20 protein-coding genes are annotated in these 16503 nt (G+C 73.3%); all 20 read right to left on the bottom strand.

What is annotated here, in order from left to right; translation table 11 throughout:
* Window positions 1-40 precede the first annotated feature (40 nt).
* The 20 genes from ACZ6TD_RS29495 to ACZ6TD_RS29400 all read right to left on the bottom strand — a co-directional run bounded on the left by ACZ6TD_RS29495 (window position 41) and on the right by ACZ6TD_RS29400 (window position 16419).
* A complete protein-coding gene (locus ACZ6TD_RS29495; protein ID WP_471343043.1) occupies window positions 41-970 on the bottom strand; it encodes an alpha/beta hydrolase in 930 nt (309 codons plus the stop codon).
* A gap of 147 nt (window positions 971-1117) precedes the next feature.
* Window positions 1118-1873 carry a DsbA family protein gene (locus ACZ6TD_RS29490; protein ID WP_471343042.1) on the bottom strand — a complete coding sequence of 252 codons (756 nt, stop codon included), beginning with the start codon at window positions 1871-1873 and terminating at the stop codon, window positions 1118-1120.
* A 97-nt stretch (window positions 1874-1970) separates the two neighbouring features.
* Window positions 1971-2792, bottom strand: coding sequence for a 3-oxoacyl-ACP reductase FabG (fabG, locus tag ACZ6TD_RS29485; RefSeq protein ID WP_471343041.1), 822 nt, complete (start codon window positions 2790-2792; stop codon window positions 1971-1973).
* 33 nt (window positions 2793-2825) lie between these two features.
* Window positions 2826-3377 carry a 3-hydroxyacyl-ACP dehydratase FabZ family protein gene (locus ACZ6TD_RS29480; RefSeq protein WP_471343039.1) on the bottom strand — a complete coding sequence of 184 codons (552 nt, stop codon included), beginning with the start codon at window positions 3375-3377 and terminating at the stop codon, window positions 2826-2828.
* On the bottom strand, window positions 3374-3835 hold the full coding sequence (locus ACZ6TD_RS29475) for a 3-hydroxyacyl-ACP dehydratase FabZ family protein (RefSeq protein ID WP_471343037.1): 462 nt from the start codon (window positions 3833-3835) through the stop codon (window positions 3374-3376). The genes ACZ6TD_RS29480 and ACZ6TD_RS29475 overlap by 4 nt, the downstream gene beginning before the upstream one ends.
* Before the next feature lies 1 nt (window position 3836).
* Complete coding sequence (locus tag ACZ6TD_RS29470; RefSeq protein ID WP_020871038.1) at window positions 3837-4091, bottom strand: acyl carrier protein; 255 nt, start codon at window positions 4089-4091, stop codon at window positions 3837-3839.
* A 33-nt stretch (window positions 4092-4124) separates the two neighbouring features.
* On the bottom strand, window positions 4125-5102 hold the full coding sequence (locus ACZ6TD_RS29465; protein WP_471343036.1) for an ACP S-malonyltransferase: 978 nt from the start codon (window positions 5100-5102) through the stop codon (window positions 4125-4127).
* A gap of 38 nt (window positions 5103-5140) precedes the next feature.
* Window positions 5141-6259, bottom strand: coding sequence for a beta-ketoacyl synthase N-terminal-like domain-containing protein (locus ACZ6TD_RS29460; protein ID WP_471343035.1), 1119 nt, complete (start codon window positions 6257-6259; stop codon window positions 5141-5143).
* 50 nt (window positions 6260-6309) lie between these two features.
* The gene (locus tag ACZ6TD_RS29455) at window positions 6310-6705 is read right to left on the bottom strand and encodes a hypothetical protein (RefSeq protein WP_471343033.1); all 396 of its coding nucleotides are present in this window, start codon (window positions 6703-6705) and stop codon (window positions 6310-6312) included.
* Between the two features lie 3 nt (window positions 6706-6708).
* Window positions 6709-7116, bottom strand: a complete 408-nt coding sequence (locus ACZ6TD_RS29450) for a hypothetical protein (protein ID WP_470010598.1) — start codon at window positions 7114-7116, stop codon at window positions 6709-6711.
* The gene (locus tag ACZ6TD_RS29445) at window positions 7116-7442 is read right to left on the bottom strand and encodes a hypothetical protein (protein WP_471343032.1); all 327 of its coding nucleotides are present in this window, start codon (window positions 7440-7442) and stop codon (window positions 7116-7118) included. The genes ACZ6TD_RS29450 and ACZ6TD_RS29445 overlap by 1 nt, the downstream gene beginning before the upstream one ends.
* Window positions 7439-8230 carry an SDR family oxidoreductase gene (locus tag ACZ6TD_RS29440; RefSeq protein ID WP_471343031.1) on the bottom strand — a complete coding sequence of 264 codons (792 nt, stop codon included), beginning with the start codon at window positions 8228-8230 and terminating at the stop codon, window positions 7439-7441. Before ACZ6TD_RS29440 ends, ACZ6TD_RS29445 begins: the two co-directional genes overlap by 4 nt.
* Window positions 8227-9309 carry a beta-ketoacyl synthase N-terminal-like domain-containing protein gene (locus ACZ6TD_RS29435; RefSeq protein ID WP_471343029.1) on the bottom strand — a complete coding sequence of 361 codons (1083 nt, stop codon included), beginning with the start codon at window positions 9307-9309 and terminating at the stop codon, window positions 8227-8229. The genes ACZ6TD_RS29440 and ACZ6TD_RS29435 overlap by 4 nt, the downstream gene beginning before the upstream one ends.
* Complete coding sequence (locus ACZ6TD_RS29430) at window positions 9306-10538, bottom strand: beta-ketoacyl synthase N-terminal-like domain-containing protein (protein ID WP_471343027.1); 1233 nt, start codon at window positions 10536-10538, stop codon at window positions 9306-9308. The genes ACZ6TD_RS29435 and ACZ6TD_RS29430 overlap by 4 nt, the downstream gene beginning before the upstream one ends.
* Window positions 10538-11524 (bottom strand): acyl-CoA thioesterase family protein, encoded by a 987-nt coding sequence (locus ACZ6TD_RS29425; protein ID WP_471343026.1) that lies wholly within the window; start codon window positions 11522-11524, stop codon window positions 10538-10540. The genes ACZ6TD_RS29430 and ACZ6TD_RS29425 overlap by 1 nt, the downstream gene beginning before the upstream one ends.
* Entirely contained in the window at window positions 11521-12711 is a 1191-nt protein-coding gene (locus ACZ6TD_RS29420) for a beta-ketoacyl synthase N-terminal-like domain-containing protein (RefSeq protein WP_471343025.1), read from the bottom strand. Before ACZ6TD_RS29420 ends, ACZ6TD_RS29425 begins: the two co-directional genes overlap by 4 nt.
* Window positions 12708-13853, bottom strand: coding sequence for a beta-ketoacyl-[acyl-carrier-protein] synthase family protein (locus ACZ6TD_RS29415; RefSeq protein ID WP_471343023.1), 1146 nt, complete (start codon window positions 13851-13853; stop codon window positions 12708-12710). Before ACZ6TD_RS29415 ends, ACZ6TD_RS29420 begins: the two co-directional genes overlap by 4 nt.
* The gene (locus tag ACZ6TD_RS29410) at window positions 13850-15091 is read right to left on the bottom strand and encodes a beta-ketoacyl-[acyl-carrier-protein] synthase family protein (protein ID WP_471343021.1); all 1242 of its coding nucleotides are present in this window, start codon (window positions 15089-15091) and stop codon (window positions 13850-13852) included. The genes ACZ6TD_RS29415 and ACZ6TD_RS29410 overlap by 4 nt, the downstream gene beginning before the upstream one ends.
* 39 nt (window positions 15092-15130) lie before the next feature.
* Window positions 15131-15382 carry an acyl carrier protein gene (locus ACZ6TD_RS29405; RefSeq protein ID WP_020871025.1) on the bottom strand — a complete coding sequence of 84 codons (252 nt, stop codon included), beginning with the start codon at window positions 15380-15382 and terminating at the stop codon, window positions 15131-15133.
* 287 nt (window positions 15383-15669) lie between these two features.
* Window positions 15670-16419, bottom strand: coding sequence for a helix-turn-helix transcriptional regulator (locus ACZ6TD_RS29400; RefSeq protein ID WP_471343020.1), 750 nt, complete (start codon window positions 16417-16419; stop codon window positions 15670-15672).
* Window positions 16420-16503 lie beyond the last annotated feature (84 nt).

The following is a 16503-nucleotide window of genomic DNA, read 5'->3' as shown; positions in this document are numbered from 1 at the left end:
CTTCCGAAAAGTTCCGTCCCGTCGAGGACGGTCAAGGTGGCTACCCCAGGGCCCGCTCGAGGAAATCCAGCACCACGCTCGCGTAGCCTTCGGGATCGGTCTCCAGTCCGAGCAGATGCTCGGCTCCCGGCAGGACGTGCGTCTCGGCTTGGGCATAGCGCTCGGCCAGCGCGTCCACCGAGGAGGGCGGCACGATCGCATCGTGCTCGCCCGACATGAACAACAGGGGGATCTTGGCGAACTTGCCCGTCGCGGGCGGCGGCCACTGGGCCCGGAGCATGGCCGGACCCACCGCGCACAGCGTCCGCGCCACCACCGAACGGGCCGGTTCGCCCTTCAGCACGGCGGGCAGCGGCAGCGCCTCCGCCTCCAGGAACTTGCGCAGCAGCGGCGGGACGTCGTGCCCCGGCCCGCTGTCGCACACCAGCGCGTCAAGTTCGAATCCGTCGTGCGTCAACGCCCACATGGACGAGAAGCACGAGAACGAGAAGCCGTAGAAGGCTATCCGCGCCGTGCCATACCCGCGCCGGCCGCGCAGATGGGACACCACGGCCGTGACGTCGCTCGCGAACCGGTCGCCGAGCCCGAACAGCGCCCGGTCGTCGCTGCTGGCCCCGTGGTTGCGGTGGTCGAACAGGCAGACGGTGTACCCGGCGTCGTGCAGGAACTTGGCGTGGCGGAGGCTGTGGTCCTTCGCCGTCGCCATGCTGTGCCCGAGCACCACCACCTTCTCGGGGGACCCGGGGCACAGCCAGGTGTCGAGGTATTTCCGCGCCGCGAAGGGGATCTTCAGCTCGGTGCAGGGCAGCCCGTGGTCCCGGGGGTGCTCCCGCTGTTCCCGGCGCCGCGGATGGAAGGCCAGATACGCCAGCGAGACCCCGAACAGCGGGGCGATCGGCAGGGCCGCGGCCGAGAGGGCGCGGGCTCCCAGGGAAGGAGGCCGCGCCGACGTCTGGCGTGGCTCGGGCATCTGCGTCCTCCAGGAGGGGGAGTGTCCGTCGGCGGTCAGGGCGTTCTCGTCTCGGTCGGGACGGGCGGCTGGACGGGCGGGGGGCTGGGCGGTCGGAACGGGCGGGTGGACGGGCGACAACGTGTGAACGAGCGGGCGGGCGAAGAGTCAGCCACAGCCTCCGGCATGGCCCGGGTCGGCCGACCGGGCGGCGGCGAAGTCCGCGTCCGACGGCCCGGGAAAGGGCGTGTCCCGGGACCGGGAGCCGGACCCCGAGCGGGAGTCGGGCCCGGACCCGGACCCGGAGCGGACCGAGGCGACGAAGGCCGCCAGCCGGTCCACGCCCCAGAACTTGTCATAGCCGTGGGTGAAGAACGGCACGCCGAACGCCCCGGCGTCGCTGAGCGCGAGCAGGGCCCGGAGCCCCCGGCCGCCGCGCAGCTCCTCGTCATCGGCGGCCGCCGCCGCCCGTTCGGCCGGCAGCCCCAGTTCCCCGGCGATGTCCGCGATGGTCGTACGGTCGCAGATGTCGCGGCCCTCCTGCCAGCGCGCTCGGTAGACACGCTCGATCCAGGCGGGGCCGAGCCCCGCGTCCAGCGCGAGGAAGTACGGCAGATGCGGCACCTCCCAGACCGGGTCGTGGTCCACCGGCCAGCTGACCGCGAGCCCGCGGTCGGTCGTCAGCCGACGCACATCCTGGAGGATATAGAGATGCTTCTCCCGGGACATCGCCGAATAGGGGAAGTGATGGCCGTGTTCGGCCATACGGCGCTCCCCGTCCGCGTCCGGCTCCCACCACAGGTGCCATTCCACCGCCTGTGCGACATCCGGATAGCGGTCCATCAGATCACGGTAGGCGATCCAGCTGTACGGGCTGCGGAAATTGAAATAGAACCGCGGTACTTTGCTGCGCTTGGCTGCCACGTCCGTACCCCCTCGCTCGTCCGTCTCCTGCGTGACGCTCGTTCAGCGAGCGGTCACTTCGTGCGCACCGCCCGCACAGCGGTGCCGAGGGTGCCCGTCAGAGGACGATGCCGCCGTCCACCTGGAACACCGCGCCGGTCACATACTCCGCTCCGACCAGGTACGCGACCATGTCGGCAACCTCCTCCGGACGGCCGAAGCGGCGCAGCGGGATGCTCCGCTCCGCCTCCTGGCGCACCCGGTCGGAGAGCGCGGCCGTCATATCGGTCTCGACGAAGCCGGGTGCCACCACATTGGCTCGAATGCCGTACCGGCCGACCTCCTTGGCGAGCGACTTGGTGAAGCCGATGATCCCCGCTTTGGAGGCCGCGTAATTGCTCTGGGTCGCATTGCCGTGGACACCGGCGACGGACGAGATGTTGATGACGCATCCGGACTTGCGTTTCATCATTCCGAACACCACGGAACGGCACAGGTGATAGGTGCCGTCCAGGTTGACCTCCAGGACGCCCCGCCACTCCTCGTCCGTCATCAGCAGCAGCGGATTGTCCCGGGTGATCCCGGCGGAGGTGACCGCGACCTCGACCGGGCCGAGCGACTCCTCGGTGAAGGCGACCAGCTCGCGCACCGCGCCCGCGTCGCGGACGTCCGTCTGCCGGCCGAGCACCCGCCCGCCGCCGAGCCGCGCCGCCGCCTCCTCCAGTTCACGGGCGGCGTCTGGGCTGGAGCGATGGCAGAACGCCACATCGAAGCCGTCCCGGGCCAGCCGCAGCACGGTGGCCCGGCCTATGCCGCGGGAGCCGCCGGAGACCAGCGCGACGCGCGGCGTCGGCTCCTCGTCAGGCGTCGGCTCCTTCGCAGGTGTCGGCTCCTCGTCACCGGATGCGCGGCCCGTGTCGTCGGATATTCGGTCGGACATACGGTGAGGTCCTTCTCCCGGGGTGGTGTGCGGTCAGAGCGGGTCGGGCACGGGCGGGTCGGGCAGGCTCGGGCCGGGCACATGGAGCTCGGTCGCGGGCGGGGCGGTCGCGGGCGGGGCGGTCAGGTCGGAGGCCGGGCGCATGGTCATCGTCAGCCGCCCTATGGTGAGGGCGGTCTCCTTGCCGACCAGGCTCTCCCCCTCGAAGACGTACGTCTCGCCGACCTGGCGGGCCAGCCGCACATGATGCTCCACCACATCGCCTGGCACCACCGGTCGGTGGAACTCGGCGTCGGTGATGCCGCCGAGCAGCATCGCCTTGCCCGAGCGCACATCGGGGTTGGGCCGGTCCCAGGTCACCAGCACCCCGGCCACATGGCACCAGGACTCGATGAGCACCGTCCACGGATAGTGGTAGTCCTCCTCGGACGCGGTGTCCGGCATCCCCTCGTACCAGGGCTCGTTGCAGGTGACCGCCTTCAGCCCGCTCGCCCGCTCGCCCGGCACCAGCTCGGTGACCCGGTCGACCAGCAGCATGGGGTAGCGGTGCGGCAGCATCCGCTTGATCTCATCGACGCTGATCATCCGGCGTCCGCTCCTCGGTCCTGGTCGCTCCGCTGCCCCGCCCCGGCCGCCGCGCCCGGGACGTCCCGGTTCTCGAAGCGCAGCCTTATCTGCGCGGCGGGCCCGCGCCCGGTGGCCGCCGAGGCCCGGCAGCGCCAGCCACCGTCCTTGCGCGACCAGACGTATTCGCTGGTCAGCTCGTCACCGGGGTAGACCGGGCTGAGGAAGCGGGAGGACTCGACGGCCGCCAGGACCCAGCGCCCGCCCGGTTCGCGCTCCGGCAGTGTGGCGAGGGCACCGCGCTGGACGTACTCCACCACACACACCCCGGGGAAGATGGCGAACCCCGGGAAGTGCCCGGCGAACACCTTCTCCGACGCGCCGACCACGGCCACGCACCGGGCGGGCCGCTCACCGGGGAGGCCAGGGTCCACGACCTCCACGGCGCCGTCCACCGGCCCGCACGCCGCCGCCGTCATCTCACTTCCCCATCTTCGAGGCGAGCAGGTCGTGCACCTTCCGGAGCGTGGTGATGTCCTTCATCTCCCGCTCCTCCAGCTTCACCGAGTACTTCTTCTCCAGGACGACCATGACCTCGAGGGCCATGAGGGAGTCCACGCCCAGGGTCTTGACGAAGTCGGCGTCGTCGGTGACGTCCTCCTCGTCCACGTCGAGCACATCCGCGACGAAGGTGCGCAGCTCGTCCATGTCCAGGGCGGCGGTGGCGTCGGCCATGCGGGGGTCTCCTTCCGCTCTCAGAGCGTGGGCTCAGGGTTCGGGGGTGGTGAGCTTGGCGAGGGCGGCGGCCGACTCGACCGGGACGGTGAGCGCGCCGTCCGCGATCCGGCGGATCATGCCGGTCAGCTGGCGCCCGGGGCCCAGCTCCACGAACCGGACACAGCCCAGCTCGCCGGCGAGCGTGCGGACGCTCTCCTCCCAGCGCACCGGGCTGGTGAGCTGGGCCAGTTCGAGGTCCCGCCAGTGCTCGCCGCTCGCGTACGGGCGGGCGTCCACGTTGGCGACGACCGGGGTGTGCTCGGGGGCGAAGTCCACGGCGGCCAGTGCCTCGCGCAGCTCGTCGGCGGCGGCGGCCATCAGCGGGCTGTGGAAGGCGCCGCCGACGGCGAGCCGGATCACCTTGCCCTCGCTCTCCACGGCCAGTTCGGCGAGCCGGTCCACGGCCTCGGCGGTGCCGGAGAGCACGATGGCGCCGGGCGCGTTCACATTGGCGATCCAGACCTGGCCGCCGTCCTCCTGGACCCGGGCGACCAGCGCCTCCACGGTCTCCGGGCCGAGCCGCACCACGGCGGCCATGGTGCCGGGCGACCGCTCGGCGCACGCGCGCATGGCCCGGCCGCGGGCGGCGACGAGGCGGGCGGTGTCGGCGAGCGGCACGGCCCCGGCGGCGTACAGCGCGGTGTACTCGCCCAGGCTGTGCCCGGCGCAGGCCACCGCTCCGCCCAGCAGCCCGGCGGCCTCCGCCTCGCGGTGGGCGATCACCTCGGTGGTGAAGACGGCGATCTGGGCGAGGTCGGTGCGGCGCAGCGTCTCGTCGTCGGCCTTCAGCAGGAGTTCCTCGACGTCGACACCGGTGTGCTCGGAGATCTCCGCCACCAGCGCCCAGGACGCGGTGTCCCGCCACGCCTCGCCCATGCCCGCCTTCTGGGCGCCCTGCCCGGGGAAGACCAGCGCCGTACGGGGCACTGCCTCTTCACGGGCTCCGCCCATCGTCTCTCGGTCCGTCATCTCAACCAGCTCCTTCAGTTCGGGGGGGCGGCGGCCCGTCACCGGATCCGCAGCAGGGCCGCGCCGACCACACCGTCCCGGTCCACGGTGGTGACCAGGGCGGTTGCGCCGGAGGGGATCTCCTTGCGCTCGGCCATCGCGAGCACGGCGGCGATCTGGAAGGCCGCCGCGGCGGCGCAGGTGTCCCCGATGGTGTCGGCGGCCGTGATCCGCGGCGGCTCCTTGCCGCCGAGGGCGTCGGCGAGGGCGGCGAGCTCGGCCTCCCCCTCGGCGCCGGGGGCGCCGGAGTCGGCGACGGCGCTCAGCTCACCGGGGCTCACCCCGGTGCGGTCCAGCAGCCGGCCGATCGCCTCGGCGAGCACCGTACGGGCGGCCTTCGCGTCCGCGGCGCAGCCGAACTCCAGGCCCACCACCTCGGCGAGCCCCTCGCGGCCGTGTTCGCGCGCCGAGGCGTCGGGCTCCAGCAGCCATACGGCCGCGCCCTCGCCGAGCACGGCGGCGCTGTCCTCGTCGGCGCGGGCGTGCCACTCCAGCCAGGCACGGGCGGAGGAGAACTCCTCGACCGCCCCGCACAGCACGGCCTCGGCCCGTCCGGCCCGCTGGAGCCGCACCGCGTACCGCAGGGCGAGCAGCCCGGTGGCGCGGCCGCCCGCGATGGTCGTGTTGGGGCCCCTGAGCCCGTGCCAGATGGCGGACTGGCCGGCCGCGCAGTTCATCACGGTGTTGGGGAACCGGGCCGGGTCCACGTAGAAGGGCTTCTCGCCCACCAGCGAGTCCCGGGTGAAGTCCATGATGCTCTGGGCGGAGCCGGTGCTGGTGCCGAGCGCGAGACCGGTCTCCTCGCCCACCCCCGGCAGCCGCTCGCCCTCGCCGTGCTCCCGCTCCCCGGTGAGCAGATGGCGGATAGCGGTGACGGCGAGGCCGGTGGCCCGGTCCATGGAGCGGGTGCCCTTGCGGCCGAGGATCTGCCGGATGTGGAAGTCGGGCACGAGGCTCGCCTCGCGGAACGGCGCCGACCACTCCTCGGGGTCCAGCGGCCGGGCCGCCGAGCGGCCGGACCGCAGGGCCGCGGTGAAGTCGGCCCCGCGCAGTCCCAGGGGCGATACGGCGGTCCAGGCCGAGATGACCGGGGCTGCCCCGGAGGGGGCGTTGACCATGGGTTCGGGTACTCCTTCGGTAGGGGCCCAGGGGCCGTGGGAGGGGCGGGTCACAGGAACCACACCTGTTCGTAGGAGGGCCAGCGGGCGGCGAGGTCGTCGCCCCCGATGACGCGGACGCCGGGCAGCAGCCGCTCGGCGGCGGTGCGGCCGAGCGCGGCCAGGCCGTCCTCCTCGACCAGCACGGTCACCCCGGCGGCCAGCAGCTTCGCCACGGAGGTGGGCGGATGGGGCAGGGTGTCCAGGGTGCGGCCGCCGAGGCGCAGCGAGGGCCGGGAGCCGGTGTCGAGGGCGTAGCCGGCGGCGGGGCCGCGCAGCGCCAGATCGCAGCCGCCGCTCTGCCGGTGCAGATCGGGCACGCAGTACAGCACGTCGGCGTACTGGGTCTCGATCGAGCCGCGGTACGCCTTCTCCACGATCAGCAGCCAGCGCGCCTGGTCGCCCATGGCTCAGCACACCCCCATGAGCAGGCTCTTGTCCGCCGCGTTCACATGCTCGGCGAAGACGAACGGCGCCCGCGTGCGGACCTGCGGGATCTGCTCGGCGGCGCCCCGCTCCTCGGCGCAGAAGCGGCACACGTACCAGTACAGCCGGTCGGGGTGGTCCTCGATCAGCTCGCGGACCACGCGGGCGGTGGAGGGGTGTTCGCGCCCCAGGTCGGTGTAGTCGCGCGGTTTGGTGTCGCCGAGGGCGGCGCCGGTCAGCCGGGTGGCGTCGCCGCAGGTCCAGATCTGCACCCGGGCGCCCCGGCGCAGCAGCGCGGCCGCCAGCCGCAGCGCCGAGGTGACCAGGTCGGTCTGGTGGGGCGCGCCGAAGAGGTTGAGCAGCACATCGGTACGGGGGACGGGCCGGGGCATCAGTGCCACACCGCCCTGACCCGCGGCTCCAGCAGCTTGGCGGCCACGTCGTCCATCTCCACCAGCCGGGCCCGGGGCGTCAGATCGGCGGCGGGCAGGGCGCGCTGGGCGGCGGAGAAGGTGTCCACCCACAGCTCGCCGCCGTCGCTCAGGAACGTCTCGATGCCCGGGGCGGTGCAGGGGACGGCGGCGGTCACGCCGTTCTCCACGAGGAACAGCACCACCTGGTGGCCGTCCCTGGCCAGCCGCGCGGCATCGCCGAGGAACCGCTCGCAGGCGGGTCCGGTCTGCGGCCCGCCGCTCTCGATCAGCAGATGGGCCGTCATGTCAGCAGCTCACCGCCGTCCACGCCGATCACATTGCCGGTGATCCAGGAGGAGTCGGTGCGCGAGAGCAGCGAGACCGCCTCGGCGACGTCCTCGGGCCGGGTCAGCCGCCGGTGCGGATTGAGGTCCCGGGCGTGGGCGGCGAGCCGGTCGCTGCCGGGGATGCGCTCCATGGACGGGGTCGGGGTGACCCCGGCGCGCAGCGCGTTGACGGCGATGCCGGAGGGAGCGAGCTCCAGGGCGAGCTGGCGCACATGGGACTCCAGGGCGGCCTTGGCGGCGGAGACGGCGCCGTAGTAGGGCATCACCCTGGCGCCCCCGGCGCTGGTCATCGCGTACACCTTGGCGCCCTGGCGCAGCAGCCCCGCGGTGAACAGGTCCTGGGTCCAGTAGACGAGGGAGTGCGCCATCACATCGAGCGTCATGTTCATCTGGCGGGCGGTCAGGCTGTCCTCGCCCTCGGCGCCGACGTACGGCAGCAGGGTGCCGAAGGCCAGGGAGTGCACCACGATCCGGATGCCCGCCCCGCCGGTCAGCTCCTCGAACCGGGGCAGCAGCTCCTCGCGGGTGCGGGCGGAGGCGGCGTTGGCGTTGAAGAAGTGGGCCTCGACGCCGTGGCCGCGCATCTCCTCCCTGGCGACGGCGGCCTTCTCCTGGCCGTCGGTGGTGTCGAAGTGGACGCCGAGGATGTGGACGCCCTCGCGGGCCAGTTCATGGGCGATGGCCAGGCCCATACCGCTGGAGGCGCCCAGGACCAGGCACCAGGAACCTTCGAGTCGGGTGATCATCGGTCGCTCGCCCTCCGTCGTCCGTTCATCGGCTGCTCGCTTCCGGCGCTCGCTTCGGCTCCCGCGGGCGCGTCCGGCACGGCGCTCGCTTCGGCTCCGGCTGGCGCGTCCGGCACGGCGCTCGCGGCGCCCGGGGTGACCAGGCAGACGGCGGCGTTCCCCTCGGCCGCCGCGGTGACCACGGCGTGGGGGCGGCCGTCCGGTGCGCCGAGCGCGGCGGCCACCCGCGCCACCGGCTCCAGGGCGCCCGCGCCCGCCGGGACCCGCTCGGGCTTCCCCGCCAGCGCCCGCCCGCCCAGCGCCTTCTCGTCCAGCGCGGCCGCCACGGCCTCGCCGACCGGGGAGCCGTCGAGGACGGCGGTGACGGCCAGGGGCCGGTCCGGCCGGTGGCCGAGGGCGTCCAGCGCGTCCCGCAGCAGCGCCGCGGCCCGCTCGGTCCCCTCGGCGGACGCGGCCACCTTCGGCGGCAGGAAGAACGAGCGGACGCCCACCCGGCCCAGCGCCGCCACCCCCCGGCTCAGGGCGGCCGGTTCGGGCTCCAGCACCAGCGCGACGGCCCCGGCCTCCGAGGTGCCCGCCCCCGGCTCGCCCTCGGGCAGCGCCTCCTCGGTGGCCCCGGCCAGCAGCCGCCGGGCCCGGCCGGTGGCGAGGGCGCGCTGGCCGGTCTGGAGCGCCTCCAGGCCCGCGACCCGGGGGCTGGTGAAGGTGAGGTTGAAGCCCTTGAGGTCGTGTTCGGTGGCCAGCCGGCTGCCGAAGAGGTTGATGGAGAAGTAGGGCGCGGTGACCGGCGAGAGATCGCCCGCCCCGGTGGCCGTGACCGTACGGTCCATCGTGTGGTGCAGGGCGACGGCCGCGCTGTTGGTGCCCACCGCGGCGCCCCGCTCCTCGGGCCCGACCGCCGCCAGGGCGTCCGGGCCCGCCTGGGCCAGCGCGCGCTTGGCCGCGGCGAGGAAGTACTGGGAGGCGGCGGGCAGGTACTTGTAGCCGTGGCGGCCGAGCGCCGTACGGAAGTCGAAGCCGTCCGCGCCCACGGTGCCGATGCCCGTCACCACCAGGCCGACGGCCGGGTCGTTGCTCACGCGGCGGCCTCCCCGAAGACGAGCGAGATGTTGTTGCCCCCGAAGGCGTAGGCGTTGACCAGCCCGTACGCCCCGGTCATGGGGGCGGAGCCGGAGGGCAGCGGCACCGCGCACTCCGGGTCCCGCTCGCCGACCGGCACGTTCGGCGGCAGCGTCCTGTGGTGCAGCACCAAGCTGGCGGCCAGCGCGGCGAAGGCACCCGCCGCGCCGCCGGTGTGCCCGATGAGCGCCTTGACGCTGTAGAGGGGCGTGCGGGGGGCCAGCGCGTCCAGCACCCGGCTCTCCACCACGTCGCCCTGCTCGGTGCCGGTGCCGTGCGGGATCACGAACCCGAGCCCGCCCGACTCGGCCCCGGGCCCGGCTCCGGCCCCCGCCTCCCGGAGCGCCTCGCGCATCGCGCGCTCGATCTGCTCGCCGGTGGGCTCGGGGGCGGTCGCGTGGTAGGCGTCGCAGCTCCAGCCGGCGCCCGCCAGACGGCCGTAGACGGTGCGCGCGCCGCGCGCGCGGGCGTGCGTGCCGGACTCCAGGACGAGCACGGCGGCACCCTCGCCGAAGACGGTGCCCTGCCGCTCGACGGCGAACGGGCGGCAGCGCTCGGGGTCGATGGCGCCCAGCCGGTTGAAGCAGGCGAGGGCGACCCGGGAGTACGCCTCGGCGCCGCCCGCGATGACCACGTCGGCCTCGCCCGAGCGGATCAGATCGGCGCCCACCGAGAGCGCGTAGCCGCTGGCGGCGCACGCGTTGCTGACGCAGGTGTTGACGCCCTGGGCGCCGAACCACCCGCCGACCACCGAGGCCGGCGGGAAGGGGGGCGCCCAGCGGCCGGACGCGGGGGCCTCGCCGGTCCACCAGCCCTCGTGCAGATCCGTGTCGCCCATACCGGTGCTGAGGGCGACGGCCACCCGGCGCGGATCGAGCCCGCCGCCCGCGGCGTACGACCCCGCTTCCGGTCCCGGCAGCGCGGCCAGCCCCGCGTCGGCGACCGCCTCGCGCGCCGCCGCGAGCGCGAACCGCGAGCCGCGCCCCAGCGGCAGCCCGTCCTGCTCCTCGGGACCGTCCGGAAGATCGGCCTCCGGCACCAGGTACATCAGCGGATGGTCCATGTGGGCGAGCGGATCGGGGACCCGCGACGGCGCGGTGTCCGCCTTGTGCATCCCGCGCCAGAAGGCGCCCGTGCCCGCGCCCAGCGGGGACAGCGCGCCGAGGCCGGTGATCAGTACGTCGTCCATCAGGTGCCGCTCTGCTCTCCGCCGAGCGCGTCCAGCACCCGCCGGTCGAAGGGGACCAGCCGCCAGTCGCTGCGGTTGTCGATCACCGCGTAGCCGTGGGTGATCCGGCCGGTGGCGGTGAGGGTGAGCGCGCCGTCGCGGACCACGAAGCAGTCCATCCGGGCGGTGTAGGTGAGGTCCTTGAAGATCTCCTCGACCGTGTAGACGGTGTAGAGGTCCTCCTCCATCACCGCCTCGTCGATGACGCGCACCGAGGACTGGGGGACGACCGGTATCCATTTGCGGTCGTCCAGCAGGGTCTTGATGGAGATGCCGCGGTCGAGGACGAAGCGGTCCTTGGCCTCCTCCATCAGCCGCAGATAGCCGGACATCTGGAGCCGCTCGGTGAAGTGGCAGTAGGGGTAGGGGATGTTCCACTTCCAGGCGTAGGCGTTGCGGCCCGCGGTCAGGGACGCCAGGACGGCGGCTTCGTCCCCGTCCGGCAGCGGCACCCGGACCGGCGCCAGCGTGCGCGCCTCGGCCCCCAGCCGGTCCACCACGAAGGGCGCGAACTCGGCGGGGGGTTCACCGGCCTCCGGCAGATAGGTGTCGGCGCGCAGCGAGACCCGCACCTTGGCGGCCACGGCCTTGAGGACCGAGCCGTCGCGCTCCACCCGGAGGGTCACCCGGAAGCCGAGGGTGCGGTCCTCGTCCTCGGTGTCCGGCACCACCTCGGCCTCGGCCACGTCGTCCATGTGGAAGGCGTGCAGGATGCGGGTCTCCAGGGCAACGATGTCCAGCCCGAGACCGTGCTCCTCGTACAGCCGCCGCGCGGGCGCGCCGGAGTCCGCGAAGTGCACCAGCACGGCTTCCTCGACGAGGTAGTTGACGTGTTTGAAGCCGATCCAGGTGCAGATGTTCGACCCCTCGTAGCGCGGGCGCAGCCGGACGGTGGTGACGTCCGTCAGCAGGGCTTTGGTCGACATCGGCGGGGCGGCGGCGGTCATCGGGAACACTCCATGGAGATAAGGGCGGCAGGTGCGGGGTGCGGGTCGCACCGGTCGGGCGTGGGGCGCAGCAGCAGTCCGGCCACGGCGTCCGCGGTGTCGTCCCCGCTGGTGATCAGCGCCTGACGGGACGCGGGCACCGGGTCCGGCGCGGCCCCGGGACCGGCGGCCTCGAAGGCGGCGCTCCCGGCTCCCGCTTCCGGATCGGCCCCGGCTCCGGCTCCGGCGGCGGCTCCGGCTCCCGCGACGGCTCCGGCCCCGGCGACCGCTCCGGCCTCGGCGCGGGCGGCCAGCCAGCCGACGGCCGCCGCGCACTGGAGCACCCCGAGGGCCCCGGAGGCCCGGCCCACCGCACGGGTGACGTCGTAGCGCGGCACGGCCCCCGGCACCGGTACGGCCCCGGCGGGCCCTCCGGCGTAACGCTCGGGGGTGAACCAGACGCCGGGGGCGGCGCCGTCGGGCAGCAGGGCCTCGACACAGCCGGTGAGCCCGGCCCTCCGTTCGTACGGCCCGAGGGCGGCGACGGCCCGCGCCCCCCGGGCCTCGGCCCAGCGGCCGCCCTCGACGACGAGGGCGGCCGCGCCGTCCAGCAGCTCACCGGCGGACCGGCCGAGCAGATCCTCCACGACGGCGTTGTGCGTCTCCACGCCGATCACCACCGCGCGCCGGACCCGGCCGGCCGCGACCAGCGCGGCGCCCCAGTGCACGGCGTCCAGGCCGGAGGTCGCCCCGTTGCACAGCATCAGATTGGGGCCGCGCAGCCCGTGGCGGATGGCCACCCAGGAGGCGATCACATTGCTGGAGGCGTTCGGCAGGCTCATGGGGCTGAGGTCCACGGCCGACCGCTCGGCGATGGCGGCGGCGGTGAGGCAGGCGGTGTCGAGGTTGCCCAGGTTGGAGCTGGCGACCACGCCGACGGTGTCGCCGGGCACGGTCACCTCCTCGCCGTCGGAGGGGATCAGCCCGGCGTTCCGCAGCGCCTCCAGCGCGGCGCACAGCGCCAGCCGGGTGGCCCGGTCCTTGTAGCGGTGGCCCCGGCGGCCGATCCGGGCGGCGGTGTCGAACGGTTCGGGGGCGGACCCGGTGACGGGGCCGGCGGAGCGGCGCAGCAGCGCCTCGGGCGTGCCGGCGCCGGGGACGGCCAGGCCGACGCCGGTGACGACGACTTCGCCGGGGCCACGCGTCATCGGCCGGCCCTCTCGACGATGGCGACCGCGTTGACCCCGCCGAAGCCGAACGCGTCGATCTGCGCGACCCGCAGGTCGCCGCCCTCCCGCGCCTCCTCCCGGACGAAGCGGAACGCCTCGGCCTCGGGCAGCGGTTCGGCCAGGCCCAGGGTGGGCGGCACCCGGCCGGAGGCCAGGGACTCCAGCGCGACGATCAGGCTGAGCAGCCCGGAGCCGCCCGAGGTGTGGCCGGTCATGCACTTGATGGCGGTCATCAGGGGCCCGCTCGCCTCGCGGCCGAAGACCTCGGCGATGGCGGCCGCCTCGGCGGCGTCGTTGAGCTGGGTGCCGGTCCCGTGCAGCAGCACCAGGTCGATGTCACCGGGTTTGACGCCCGCCCGCCACTGCGCCTCGTGCACCGCCCGCGCGATGCCCTTGGGGTCGGGGGCGGTCACATGGTTGGCGTCGCAGTTCATGCTGACGGCGCGCACCCGGCCGAGCGCGCGGGTCTCCGCGCCGGGCTCCTCCCGGCGCAGCACCACGGCGGCCGCGCCGTCGCCCATCAGCACCCCGCGGCGGTCCCGGTCGAACGGCCGGACACGGTCGGGGGGTTCGCTGTTGACGCGGTCCAGCAGCCCGTACATCGACTCGGTGAGGGTGTCGACTCCGGCCACCACGACGGTGTCCTCGGCCCCCGTGGTCAGCAGGTCGGCGGCGAGTGCGAGCGCGTAGAGGGAGGCCGAGCAGGCCCCGGAGAAGGTGTGGGTGCGCACCGCGCCGAAACGTGCCCGCAGCGCGGTGCCGAAGTGCAGCCTGCCGATGTCGAAGGGGGTGCCGTCGCGCCAGGCGAGTTCGGCCGAGCGCAGTTCCCGCAGCCCGGTGCCGATGAGGACGGGCACCTCGCTCAGGTCCTCGCCGAGCCCGGCCTGGGCCGCGGCCTCGCCGACCGCGCGCAGCAGCCAGTCGGTGGCACGGCCGGGGAGGTCGGCGCCGGGCTCGGGGCGGTCGTCGATCTCGTAGGCGTGACGGGTCCGGTACCGCTCCCGGTCGAAGCCGCGCAGTTCGCCGAGTCCGCTGGTGCCCGCGCACAGGGCCCGGAAGACCTCGTCGACGCCCTCGCCCACGCTCGCCACCGCGCCCGCGCCCGTCACGAGCTGGCTCATGACCAGTCCGCTCGGGCCTTGCCGAAGATGACGACGGCGTTGTTGCCGCCGAAGGCCAGCCCGTTGTTCTGGACCACCTTCAGGTCCGCTGCCACGGCCTGGTTGGGCACACAGTCAAGACCGCACTCGGGGTCGGTGTGCTCATGGTTGATGGTCGGCGGGATGAAGCCCTCGGTGAGCGCGAGGGAGCAGGCGATCGAGGCCAAGGCCCCGGCGGCGCCCATGGAGTGGCCGATCATCGACTTGATGGAGACCGTGCGCGGCGGGGCGGTGTCCCCGAAGACCTGGCGGATGGCGCGGGCCTCGGTGATGTCGTTGGCCTTGGTGCCGGTGCCGTGCGCGGAGATGAAGTCGACCTCGTCCGGCTTGACGCGGGCGTTGTCCAGGGCGAGCCGCATACAGCGGACCACGCTGTCCTGATTGGGGGCCACGGGGTGGTCCGCGTCGCAGTTGAGGCCGTAGCCGAGCACCTCGGCGTAGATACGGGCGCCCCGGGCCAGCGCCGACTCCAGGCTCTCCAGTACCAGGATGCCCGCGCCCTCGCCGGTCAGGATGCCCTTGCGGTCCTTGTCGAAGGGCTGACAGCGCTCGGGGGCGATGGTGCCCAGGCGGTAGAAGCCGGTGAAGGTCTTGCGGCACAGCGCGTCGGCCCCGCCGCACAGCGCCAGGTCCACGTCACCGCCGCGGATGGCGTCGTAGCCGTAGCCGACCGCGTAGTTCCCGGCGGCGCACGCGGTGGGAAGGGTGACCGCCTCGGCGCGGGTGAGGCCGAACTCCTGGGCGATCGCGCTCGACAGCCGTCCGGCGGGCACCCGCCGGGCGACCGTGGGATCCATCCGCTCGGGCCCCAGGTCCACTTCCTCCTCGACCAGATGGTCCAGGTCCCTGGACTCGCCGTCGGTCGTGCCGACGGAGATCAGACAGGGTATGTCGCGCAGCGCGCTCTCCGGTTCGGGGAATCCGGCGTCGGCCACCGCCATACGGGCCGCCGCGACCGAGAACCGGCTCGCCCGGCCCAGCGTCCGCATATCGAGATTTCGAATCCACCGGCCCGGTTCGAAATCCTTGACCTCACACGCCGTAGAGCGGTCGAAGCCCTCCGTGTCGAACGCGGTGATGGGTCCCGCCGCGCTCTTCCCGGCGCGCAGTCCGGCGAGGAATTCCGCCGCGCCGATGCCGATGCCGGACACCGCCCCGAGGCCGGTGACAACGACCCTACGACCCGGCTCACCACGCATTTCGCCCTGCCTTCCAAGGAGTCCGCCAGGATCCGGCGGTCACCAGCCCGCCGCGTCGGAGACAACCTCATAGACGCCCCGGAGGTTCACCATCCGGCTGAGTTCGGACTGGTCTATGACAATGTTGAAGGTCTTCTCCAATGCCGCGAGTATTTCAATGGCACGCAGTGAATCCGCGTCATGCTCTTCTTTGAAGAGACTGGTCTCGGTGACCTCGTCGGGGTCGATCTCAAGAATATCGGTGACGATTTCCTTGATGGTTTCACGACGCTCTTCGACGATGGCGGTCATTACCGCGCACCTCCATTTTCGGGCATGGGCAAAGCGACGAAGCTTCCGCTGACGCTAGGCGCCGGTCCGGGAGGGGACAACCCCAGAGTCCACTAGCTGTCACGCGCCCGATGAACACCAGCGTTCGACTAGTCAGCGTGTCATAAAGCTGCAGACGGCAGCCGGTTACCCCACGGTCAGAAGATGGAATCTGCAGGAAGTTGCCAGGCCGTCGACGGACAGAAGCGTGCCAATAACGTTCAAACCGCCAACAACCCGGCTGCCGTCCCGGCGCGAGGGCCCGCCCCCTACTCGGAGTCGGACTCCATCAGCCCGGCGCGCACGGCGCGCACTCCGGCCTGGAACCGCGATTCGACCTGCAGGTCCCGCATGATGTCGGCCACATAGCGACGGTAAGTACGCACCGAAAGACCCAGCTTGCGGGCCGCGGCATCGTCCTTGTAGCCCTCCGCCATCAGCGTCAGCACCTCGCGCAGCACCCGGCCGCGCGCGCCGCCCTCGAACGACAGCGGCCGCATCGGGCGCTGGGCCGTGTCCCACATGCCGCACAGCAGTTGGTGCAGCATATCGGCCACGGTCGAGTTCTGGATCATCGAGGCGCGGGAGCCACCGGGCTCGCCCGGCGAGGCGTCGGGCGCGATGACCGCCGCGCCGTCCACGACCACCAGCTCCTGCCGCACCCCTTCGAAGACGCGCACCTCCAGGCGCGCCACGGTGCCCACCGAGCGCTGCCACACCGCGCCCCGGATGACCGCCGGGGGGCAGAGCATCCGGGTCCTGACCCCCTTGCCCGCCAGCTGGGCGAGCGTCTGCCCGACGAGCCGGGCGTGGTCCTCGCCCGTGACCTCCGGCAGACTCCAGATCACATCCCGCTCGGCGCGCAGCACCAGCCGCGCCACCCACCCGGCCACGGCCTCCCCGTCCACCGGCAGTTCGGCGGACGCCGAGGCCAGCGCGGAGCGGCGGTGGTGGTGCACGGCGGACTCCAGGAGGCGTAACGCCTGGCCCAGAGTCTCCTCCAGGTTGTCCGACCCCATGTCCGGCTCCGTTCGAACCGCCCCCGTGCCCACCTCCCCGTCAAATCCGTCAATAGGCACTCGCCCATTTGGTTGAATTCCGAA

The sequence above is a fragment of the Streptomyces yongxingensis genome (genome assembly GCF_055597465.1).
This window is presented reverse-complemented; position numbering and strand designations above follow the sequence as displayed.

Bases quoted from the DNA above. Each gene is read 5' to 3' on its own strand.
- ACZ6TD_RS29495 (WP_471343043.1), bottom strand. From the start codon at position 970: ATGCCCGAGCCACGCCAGACGTCGGCGCGGCCTCCTTCCCTGGGAGCC.
- fabG (WP_471343041.1), bottom strand. From the start codon at position 2,792: ATGTCCGACCGAATATCCGACGACACGGGCCGCGCATCCGGTGACGAG.
- ACZ6TD_RS29480 (WP_471343039.1), bottom strand. From the start codon at position 3,377: ATGATCAGCGTCGATGAGATCAAGCGGATGCTGCCGCACCGCTACCCC.
- ACZ6TD_RS29475 (WP_471343037.1), bottom strand. From the start codon at position 3,835: ATGACGGCGGCGGCGTGCGGGCCGGTGGACGGCGCCGTGGAGGTCGTG.
- ACZ6TD_RS29470 (WP_020871038.1), bottom strand. From the start codon at position 4,091: ATGGCCGACGCCACCGCCGCCCTGGACATGGACGAGCTGCGCACCTTC.
- ACZ6TD_RS29465 (WP_471343036.1), bottom strand. From the start codon at position 5,102: ATGACGGACCGAGAGACGATGGGCGGAGCCCGTGAAGAGGCAGTGCCC.
- ACZ6TD_RS29460 (WP_471343035.1), bottom strand. From the start codon at position 6,259: ATGGTCAACGCCCCCTCCGGGGCAGCCCCGGTCATCTCGGCCTGGACC.
- ACZ6TD_RS29455 (WP_471343033.1), bottom strand. From the start codon at position 6,705: ATGGGCGACCAGGCGCGCTGGCTGCTGATCGTGGAGAAGGCGTACCGC.
- ACZ6TD_RS29450 (WP_470010598.1), bottom strand. From the start codon at position 7,116: ATGCCCCGGCCCGTCCCCCGTACCGATGTGCTGCTCAACCTCTTCGGC.
- ACZ6TD_RS29445 (WP_471343032.1), bottom strand. From the start codon at position 7,442: ATGACGGCCCATCTGCTGATCGAGAGCGGCGGGCCGCAGACCGGACCC.
- ACZ6TD_RS29440 (WP_471343031.1), bottom strand. From the start codon at position 8,230: ATGATCACCCGACTCGAAGGTTCCTGGTGCCTGGTCCTGGGCGCCTCC.
- ACZ6TD_RS29430 (WP_471343027.1), bottom strand. From the start codon at position 10,538: ATGGACGACGTACTGATCACCGGCCTCGGCGCGCTGTCCCCGCTGGGC.
- ACZ6TD_RS29425 (WP_471343026.1), bottom strand. From the start codon at position 11,524: ATGACCGCCGCCGCCCCGCCGATGTCGACCAAAGCCCTGCTGACGGAC.
- ACZ6TD_RS29420 (WP_471343025.1), bottom strand. From the start codon at position 12,711: ATGACGCGTGGCCCCGGCGAAGTCGTCGTCACCGGCGTCGGCCTGGCC.
- ACZ6TD_RS29415 (WP_471343023.1), bottom strand. From the start codon at position 13,853: ATGAGCCAGCTCGTGACGGGCGCGGGCGCGGTGGCGAGCGTGGGCGAG.
- ACZ6TD_RS29410 (WP_471343021.1), bottom strand. From the start codon at position 15,091: ATGCGTGGTGAGCCGGGTCGTAGGGTCGTTGTCACCGGCCTCGGGGCG.
- ACZ6TD_RS29405 (WP_020871025.1), bottom strand. From the start codon at position 15,382: ATGACCGCCATCGTCGAAGAGCGTCGTGAAACCATCAAGGAAATCGTC.
- ACZ6TD_RS29400 (WP_471343020.1), bottom strand. From the start codon at position 16,419: ATGGGGTCGGACAACCTGGAGGAGACTCTGGGCCAGGCGTTACGCCTC.